This window comes from Clostridium sp. CAG:43, from assembly GCF_000434655.1.
GTDB classification, from domain to species: Bacteria; Bacillota; Clostridia; order Lachnospirales; family Lachnospiraceae; genus Otoolea; species Otoolea fessa.
Genome location: NZ_FR895102.1, coordinates 36415 through 45172, shown reverse-complemented (window position 1 = coordinate 45172; position 8758 = coordinate 36415). Strand labels below are relative to the sequence as shown.

Genomic DNA, 8758 nt, shown 5'->3' with positions numbered 1-8758 from the left:
ATGTTATATCTCTGACCCGTGCTCTGACCCGGAGTTTCTATCTCCACCGTCGCCTCTAATGCGATACCGGTACTTCTGTCATAGTCTTTTACAATAGGTGTCGTAATAACTGCGGTCAACTCTTTCGGAGATATCTCCGGAACCACGTCTCTTGTCAAACTATTTCCATACTGCCCTTCCGATGCTTTATCAGGTATAAATTCGACCTGATATGCAGTGCTTCCCTTTACCTCCGGATAAATGGAGGAAGCAGACATTCCGCCCTGCCTTTCAATGAAGTGCCAATTTCCAGAAACCTCCGTTCTACCATAATTAACAACCTTAAATTTCTCTGCCAGCCGTACTTGAATCTGAGCAAGCGTCTGTCCATAGGTTCCCTTCGCTTCAAAGGATACAGCGCCAGCGGGACCGTCGATCAGTAATGCATCCGGTGTTGTCACCTCCAAACGATCAGCTGGCTTCGATGCAAAACTGCTGTCTGTTGCTTTCACACGAAGGGTTACGTAATACGTGTTAGCCGGCTTCGGCGACGTAAACGTCTTCGTCGTCCACCACTCAGGCTCACCAGACTCAGATTCGGCAATTCCGTACTCGTAACTGGAATCGAACTGTCCATTTACCTTGATAGAGTAGCTACCTTTCGTTACATCTGTTATCTGAGCCGGTTTTGGCGGTCTTGCCGGAATCTTTATCTTGGCTGCTTCGCCTGCAGCGCCGGAAGTGCCCGCTTTCTTACGGACATACAGGGAAATCTCTTTTGTACCTTCTGACTGGCTATCCAGAATCTCTGTCAGCGATGCCGCACCATTTACCGGAATTTCCGTCCAGGACGATGCATCTTTTGACTGTGCAAATTCCCGCGCCGATCCGCCAGCCACAGTGCGCCGTATGCCAGCAGCAGAATCACCGCATAGCCGCCGCTGTACGGTCCTGCCACCAGCACGACCAGCAGGATCGGCAGAATTGCCAGAAGCACCCGGTCAGACATATTCCGGCACCGGGTCGCCGCTGCATGGTCGAGGACTGCAAAATGGAATAAAAATCCGGAGATCGACAAAGTGCAGACCCAGCCGGTCCCGTTCGTCATCATTTCCCATTTATTCAGGCTGAAATATACAAACTGAATCAACAGGAAGGAAAGATAGCCGACCGAGCGGTTCCGCTCTGCGTAGAGCGCCAGCACCGCCGCGCCCGCACCCAGGCTCAAAACACCCAGAATCATGTCAAAATACGTATTATAACCAAATAGTTTCACATTGATGATGCGCCCCAGATACGTGATCGGAACGCGCGTCAGGATATCCGGTACAAAGAATTTCGCCGGATTTGTCACATCCGGCAGATACGAATTGACCAGCCGGATATAATCCGAATACGCCACATTGTCCGAGGCATGAAATATATACCAGATATAAAACAAAATCCCCAAAATAACCGGAAGCCCTAAAAATACACGGCGTTTCATCCGTTTCTCCTCTTTAAAATGCTCAGCTGGTTCAAGTAAAGTTCAAATAACTGACGGTGTTTCTTCGTAATAACCTCCAGAATCACACCACTGATCCACAACAGGAACGAAATCACATAGAGCCCGGAACACGCGATCAGGGTCGGGAACTTCGGCACCATGCCGGTTGCCAGATAGCCGCTGAGCACCGGCGCGAAAAATGCCGTTGCAATCGCAAAACAAATGAGTCCCAGCCATCCAAAGAACGCAAATGGCTTGTAATCCCGGAAGAGTCTCGCGATCGTGCGTAGCACCTTAAATCCATCCGAAAACGTATTTAACTTTGACACACTTCCCTCCGGACGGTCACGGTATCCAACCGGGATCTCCACCAGCTTAAAGTTCTTGTCCAGCGCATGGATGCTCATCTCCGTCTCAATCTCAAATCCGGTCGAAAGAATCGGGAAGCTCTTGACAAATTCATAGTTAAATGCGCGCGCGCCTGTCATGATGTCCTTGATATTGCTCTTGAAAATCAGGTTGATAAGCCCACGCACCAGACGATTTCCCGTATTGTGGAACGGACGCTTATTTTCGGTAAAATACGTCGAAGAAAGGCGGTCGCCGATGACCATATCCGCTTTTCCCTGTAAAATCTGGTCTGCCAGCTTTCTCGCGTCCTCCGCCGGGTAGGTGTCATCGCCGTCCGTCATGACATAGCACTCCGCGTCAATGTCGCGGAACATGCTGCGGATGACATTTCCCTTGCCCTGCTGGTATTCATAGCGCACAACCGCGCCTGCCTCCCTGGCAATCTCATCCGTGTGATCCGATGAATTATTGTCATATACATAGATCGTTGCCTCCGGCAATGCCTCGCGGTAGTCCTTGACCACCTTGGCAATCGTCTGACCTTCATTATAACACGGAATTAATACCGCTATCTTGTCCATTTTTCTCCTCCCGTTTTCACTCTTCCACCGTTTTGGCGGACCATTCCGGATTGATCACAACAGCCCGTTTTGTCTCAGCTGTACTTACCAATTCCAATTTTATCTCTCTCTGAAGCCCTGTCAGATCAAGCTGTACTTCCACCGGTTCATATTCCTTCTGTCCCGCCTGGATCACAGCAGCCGTCCGGCTGTTTGTCCCATCCGAGGCGATGATTTCCACTTCAAATGGCTGCTTCAGCACCCAGTAGTCCGGATCACACAGAACCACCCGGATAGTCGGATGAGCGTCCCCGCTGGTATTCTCCCAGCGCCATTCTGGTACTTCTTTTTCCGGTTCCTGTGCATCCATGAAAATCTCCTGTGTGCGGTACCAGCAGTTTTCGCGTCCATGCGCCATCTCAAGCCCTGCCAGTGTAAAGGACTGGCTGCCCTGCAGGATTGTTTCCTGATACTCCATATCATGCACGTACCATCCCGCCTCATTCATCCATTCCAGATAGCTTTCCAACGTCTCAAGTCCCTGCGGGATCATGTCATAGACGCCCTCGCCTGCCTCCATCGCCGCCTCGATTTCATCGATATAGGCGTCTTTCTGCTCCGAAAGCTCATTGACGATCGAATACCGGTTCCAGACCGGCACATCTTCGCCCGCAAGCCGCGCATAACTTCCCACATCCGACCAGGTCAGGAAAATGCGGTCAATCTTGGAACGTTCTTCCGGTGTAAACAGCTGATGATCGTGAAATACGTAAGGCAGGTTGCTGCGGATACTCTCACGGCTCACCGCCCGCATCGCCCATTCCCCGCCGTTCCAGACACAGGTGTAAGCATCGTAAGCGCGCCCGGCGTAAACAACTATAAACATAATTGCAAATACAACGCCGCCTGTCAGCCTGGGAGAAATAGAAGCCATTCCCTGCAGCACCAGACACCCGCAAAGCATTCCGGCAAATAAGATTCCGCCCATAAAATAGCGGCTGTGTCCCGTCGTTGCCGCCCAGAGAATAAAGGATGCGGCATACAGCAGAAATAGGGTTCCCGTCCTGCTGCTGACCCGCTTCCAAATCCAGCAGAGCCCGGCTCCCGCCGCTCCCAGATACATCAGCGCCAGATCCAGGTTGTATTTCGCCGGGATCTCACTCAGGCGGTAATCCGGATGCCGGATCATCGAATATGCCCACAAAAGAAACTCTTTTATATTGCTGGGTCCCCATCTCGGGTCCTTAAAGTCCGTTTCCCCAAAATACGGCGAATGAAACAGGCTGTTATAATAAGGATAAACTGGATTTTTCATCGCTATCCCATTGTAAATCAGGTACACGCTGACGGGAATCACCCCCGTCACCAGACACCCCAGAAACAGCTTCGGTGTCAGATACTTCCGGATTTTCCACAGATACAGAAGCACCAGCGGCACCAGATACACGATATTCGTCATCTTGAGGCAGAACAGGATTCCACCAAACAGGCAGAATAAAACCGCCTCGCGCTCCCGCTTCGCCTCATCCAGCCCGCGCAGAAGCAGAAATACCATTTCCAGCAGAAACGGCAGCGCCAGAAGCTCGACCATGTAGCTNCCAGAAGCTCGACCATGTAGCTGCCACTCTCCTGAATCAACTCCAGGCGGCTGACAATCAGAAATGCCAGTACCGGCGCAAGATGCTTCGACCAGCTGCATTTTCTTTCCAGCCGGTCTGCCTCCATGCTCAGGAACACCGTTACCTGCCGATAAACTACAAGCATCGCCAGTGCGTTTAACAATGTCCCCATCCGAAGCCCAAAAAGCGACCTGAATGGATAAAACATCCGGTCGCCCAGCCGGAAACCGAACATCTGGAACCGTCCCGGTATCACATGATAATGAAGGTTGTCCACAAATCCGGGAATCTGCGACAGCAGGTGATAGTTCTGCGTATCATAGCTCTGATCCGGGGCAAATCCCTTGACCGAAAAGAATGCCAGAATGAACAAGCTTCCCGCTATAAAAAACGGGCTCACTCCCGCATGGTCCCATTCAAATCTTCCGATTGCCGCCATGACAGCGCCGCATAAAACAAGCGCTGCCGCCCGCGACAAAACTGTTCCCTGTGGTACATGTAAAAGCCATGCCAGAAGATCCAGCACTTCCAGCCACCAGATAAAAAGCGTATAGGCAAGCAGCACTGCAAAGCTGCGGGTAGTGACTCTCCATTTCGCCGTTTTGTCTGCCGACCTGTTTCCAAATAACATACTTTTCCCTTGTAATCATCCAGTTTTCTTCATGAACCTGCTGAATCATTACTTCCTTTCCATGAAACAAAATATATCTTAAAAGAAATACTCCTCCAGCATCAGGCACAGTGCATGGTACACCGGAAGATGCAGCTCCTGAATCTTAAATGTCTCCTGCTCCGGCACGACAATCGCAGTGTCGCTGTACCCACGGATCCGCCCGCCGTCGCGTCCCAGAAGCCCGATAACCTTAAGCCCCTTTGCCTTTGCCGTCACGGCTGCATACAGGACATTTTTTGAATTGCCCGAGGTTGAGATTCCGAGGAACACATCCCCCTCTTTTCCATATCCAAGCACCTGTTCCGCGTAAATCATGCTGCCGTCCACATCATTCATAAATGCGGTGGTCAGTCCTGCATGACCAGTCAGCGCGATCGCCGGAAGTCCCTGCTGCAGCTTTTCGGAAAGTTCCGCTCCCATCTGCGGATCCACCGTTTTCAGTGCCTTTTCTATCTCTTCCGAAACTGGGCGTTTCTTCACAAACCCCTTCATCAGCTCGCCCACGATGTGCTCCGAATCCGCACAGCTTCCGCCATTTCCGGCAATCAGAAGTTTTCCGCCGCGCTCATAGCACTCTTTCAGCGTCTCATACGCAGTGCGAATATCCGCTTTCACCGGTGCAAGAACCGGATAGCGGCTGATCAGCTCGTCTAGGTACTCGTATTCCTTCATGATTTCTATTTCCTCCTGTCAGGTTTTTCGATGTCTATTGAGCTTCTGCATCATAAAATAAATACTCCTGCTCAAACATTTCCAGATTGTTCTGCGCTTCTTCTTCCGGCACCGCTGTGTCGGATACCCGCGCAAGCATATTTCCATTTTCAAAAAACAGATCGGTCAGGCTGCCTCTGCGGATCTGCTCCCGCAGAAGATCCAGACTCCACTCCCAGCTTCCCGGTCCCAGATAGCCTGCTTCCGCGTAGACATAATCTGTCTTCGCATACGCCATATAGGTTTCAAACGCCTCCGGCGAGTTGACGAGTTCGACGTTGCCCCACGGCGATGTAATATCCTTATACGACTCCACATTGCACGGGAACTGCAAACAGTACGGATGCGTTCCAAATGCGATCACCCGGTTTTCCGGATCCTGCGACACTTCCTGCCAGATCAGCGTGTTTCCCTTTTCCTCCATCCGCGCCTGTTCCTGCGCCCGGTGGTTGACACGCCCTTTATTCAGAAGATGAATCTCCGAAAATCCAGCCGTCCACGCCCAGCTGCTGATCGCCGTGACAATCAGATTTAATACCAGCAACGGCGCCAGGCACTTCGACGCGAGCGGATAAAAGCCGATTTTCTTAAAATACACCATCGGCCGGCATGCCCCCAGAATCAGCATAGAATACAGAAGCATGAAATAATTTCCGTCGATCTGGTAAAGCATCGACAGGCTGATCAGGCTGACGATCACAAATGGGAAGAAAATTACCAATGCCGCGTTCCAGATATGGGACTGCTCATCTCCCTTTTTGGAGAAAATCCCATAAAGCACCAGCATCACAATCAGCACCGCCATCAGCGAGGTTCCCCACGCCAGAATTACATGCCCCATATCTTCACCCTGCGGCTGCATCAGCATCTGCCAGATGCGCCGCGCCAGCACATGAAGCGTTGATTCCTCCTGATAATTCTGCGGCAGCTCCGAGGTAGCAAATGGGTATTTCATTTTAAAACCAAACCATGCAAAAATCGAAGTAAACACCGAAGTGACCGGCATTCCCGTGATCTTCATCGTCCGCGCCCAGATACCGGCCAATGCCCCAAACGGCAGGCATAAGGAGCCAATCAGGCGGACCAGATGGTGAAACAGGTCAGCCGCCGCCCCGCGCTCATGAAACCAGAACCACAGAAGGTACACCCCCATCATGCCAAATACGGCAGTGGAAAAGACCAGGGAGGTCGGCTTCATCGTGAGGGACAGGAAATAGGAACCGGCTGCCCCGGAGAGGAATATCCAATGATTTTCATACACATGAATATACTGAAAGAAACATCCCAGCATAATAAGCTGCAGCAGCCACGTAATCAAATCCGCCTTGGCTGTGAGCGCCATATTCATGATGCCCGGCACCGAAACCGTCAAAACAGCTGCCATAATTCCCGGCAAGACGCTGTGATACGTTAGTTTCTTCTCTGTCTCCTGCTTTCGATTGCCCGTCAGTAGCACCGCATTCCAGACCATCGCCCCGATTCCCAGAACTGCCAGCCAGAGGTTAAAGAACGTCAGGTAGCTGTGACTCGCCAGATCGCAGAGCGGCAGAGTCAGCACCTCAAAGCCCTTCGAATACACATAGACCATGCCGACCAGCCCCGGATTCTCATAAAGCCCGGTTCCGCCTGCCACAATGTACTGGGAACGCACACCATACCAGAGTGTATCAAAGTCGAGTGCGATATTCAGGCGTCCCACCTGAATCAGGAACATCAGGGCACACCAGCCAGCCGCCAGCGTCCATGCCCGGCGCACCCGGCGCGGTATTTCCCGCGATACCCCGCTGCCAGCCGGTTTGTTACTGTTCACGCATACGTGCCCAGTAACGGAATTTGCCGTGGCTTCGCATTTAAATACGGCAAATTCCTGCTGCCACCACGTTTTCTTACGGCACTTTCGGTTCCAAAAGTGCCTACCTGTGAACAGTAACGCCTGTTTCCCTGCCTCAATCACATGAACCGACACCTTGTCCCTGCCATCCAGCATCCAGGAAAGCGTCTGCCATCCCATGATGCACTGGCAGGAAATCGAGGAAAAATCAAAGCCCAGCGCCGCCACACCCAGAGCATAGACGATCAGGCGCATCCAGGCGATTTTTCCAACGCCAAGGGCAGAAAGGAGGCAATACACAACGATTGCAAAGGAGGCGCCAAAAAGGAAGTCCATATAAAAAGAAAAATAAGGCCGCTCCCAGACCGTTCCCCTGAAAAACACCCGTTTTCTCAAAAACCGCCCGATCGCCAACAGGCTAATCAGATACATCGCCGACACCACCATCGGCAGAAATACCACATGAATCCAGGAAAACACCAGCACAACCGCCGTCAGCCAGTACATCCGGCTGCGTCCGCGCTTCAAAAGCGCCAGCCCCCCAAAGATCAAGACTGCCAGAATCGCAATCTCCACATACATCCGTTTCGATTCCGTGAAATGAATGTAATCCGCAAAAAAACCATTTCCCGTAAACAGCGTTTTCGCCGGAATCAGAACCGCCGCCACGCAGAACAGCACCAGAAAAAGACCAGCCATGCGCACGGCTGCGTCTGGTCGTCCGTTTTGTCTCTGATTCTGCATGTCGATGGTTCCTCTCTTTCTAGTTTATGTACTCCCGGAATCTTTTTGTGAGCCGCATTCTATATACGCCCGCCTAAAATCCCGCGCACCGCATCCAGCAGCGTCTCCGCATACGCATCATAACCGCCCGCCGGGCAGCTTCCGTCCTCTTTTATAAGTCCAGCCGCCCTATCTTCCGCATGTTCTTTTGCCCCATAGCCGGTTCCGACAAGGACTCCGGTCACGCCGAAGTTTTTTCCTGCCTGCGCGTCGATGCGCTTGTCCCCGATCATATAGGAATGCACCTTATCAATGCCCTCCGGCAGATCGCGCTCTGCCATCTCAAACATTCCCGTCTCCGGCTTGCGGCAATGGCATTTTTTCTTATAAAGTCCAATCCCATGCTCCGGGTGGTGCGGGCAATAGTAGAACGCATCTACGTGTGCTCCGTCACGCTCCAGCACCTCATTCATATAATCATGAAGGATTTTTACATCCGCCTCGGTATAGTAACCTCTCGCCACGCCCGCCTGGTTGGTAATGACGATCACCTTATATCCGGCCTCGTTCAGGAGACGGACCGCCTCTGCGGTACCGTCAATCAGCTTCAAATCTTCTTTTCGGTGAAGATAATTGACCTCCACATTCATCGTGCCATCACGGTCGAGGAATACTACTTTACAGCTATTTTTACACATGGAATGTATACTCCTTATCCGGCATCTGCACCTGAATATCGCGGTAGTCCCAGCGGTCCTCATCGCAGATCCAGCTCTGAGCGCCGCGCAGTTCGAAATTCCAATCCATCAGCTGTCCGCCTGCCGC

The 8758-nt window shown here is 51.8% G+C and carries 7 protein-coding genes; all 7 read right to left on the bottom strand.

Translation table 11 applies throughout. The features are described from left to right. A partial coding sequence (locus QVO97_RS09355; RefSeq protein WP_288189536.1) for a hypothetical protein occupies positions 1 to 878 on the bottom strand: 878 nt, incomplete at its 3' end. After that, positions 809 to 1465 carry a hypothetical protein gene (locus QVO97_RS09350; RefSeq protein WP_022360067.1) on the bottom strand — a complete coding sequence of 219 codons (657 nt, stop codon included), beginning with the start codon at positions 1463 to 1465 and terminating at the stop codon, positions 809 to 811. The genes QVO97_RS09355 and QVO97_RS09350, both read right to left, overlap by 70 nt. Next, positions 1462 to 2397, bottom strand: a complete 936-nt coding sequence (locus QVO97_RS09345; RefSeq protein ID WP_022360066.1) for a glycosyltransferase family 2 protein — start codon at positions 2395 to 2397, stop codon at positions 1462 to 1464. Before QVO97_RS09345 ends, QVO97_RS09350 begins: the two co-directional genes overlap by 4 nt. A gap of 16 nt (positions 2398 to 2413) precedes the next feature. Continuing rightward, positions 2414 to 3967 carry a hypothetical protein gene (locus tag QVO97_RS09340; RefSeq protein WP_022360065.1) on the bottom strand — a complete coding sequence of 518 codons (1554 nt, stop codon included), beginning with the start codon at positions 3965 to 3967 and terminating at the stop codon, positions 2414 to 2416. A 737-nt stretch (positions 3968 to 4704) separates the two neighbouring features. Continuing rightward, entirely contained in the window at positions 4705 to 5340 is a 636-nt protein-coding gene (locus tag QVO97_RS09335; RefSeq protein ID WP_022360064.1) for a D-sedoheptulose-7-phosphate isomerase, read from the bottom strand. A 34-nt stretch (positions 5341 to 5374) separates the two neighbouring features. Beyond that, positions 5375 to 7954, bottom strand: coding sequence for a hypothetical protein (locus QVO97_RS09330; protein WP_022360063.1), 2580 nt, complete (start codon positions 7952 to 7954; stop codon positions 5375 to 5377). 59 nt (positions 7955 to 8013) lie between these two features. Then, positions 8014 to 8631, bottom strand: coding sequence for a D-glycero-alpha-D-manno-heptose-1,7-bisphosphate 7-phosphatase (locus tag QVO97_RS09325; RefSeq protein ID WP_022360062.1), 618 nt, complete (start codon positions 8629 to 8631; stop codon positions 8014 to 8016). Between the last annotated feature and the right edge of the window lie 127 nt (positions 8632 to 8758).

Bases quoted from the DNA above. Each gene is read 5' to 3' on its own strand.
- QVO97_RS09345 (WP_022360066.1), bottom strand. From the start codon at position 2,397: ATGGACAAGATAGCGGTATTAATTCCGTGTTATAATGAAGGTCAGACG.
- QVO97_RS09340 (WP_022360065.1), bottom strand. From the start codon at position 3,967: ATGGTCGAGCTTCTGGCGCTGCCGTTTCTGCTGGAAATGGTATTTCTG.
- QVO97_RS09325 (WP_022360062.1), bottom strand. From the start codon at position 8,631: ATGTGTAAAAATAGCTGTAAAGTAGTATTCCTCGACCGTGATGGCACG.
- QVO97_RS09330 (WP_022360063.1), bottom strand. From the start codon at position 7,954: ATGCAGAATCAGAGACAAAACGGACGACCAGACGCAGCCGTGCGCATG.
- QVO97_RS09350 (WP_022360067.1), bottom strand. From the start codon at position 1,465: ATGAAACGCCGTGTATTTTTAGGGCTTCCGGTTATTTTGGGGATTTTG.
- QVO97_RS09335 (WP_022360064.1), bottom strand. From the start codon at position 5,340: ATGAAGGAATACGAGTACCTAGACGAGCTGATCAGCCGCTATCCGGTT.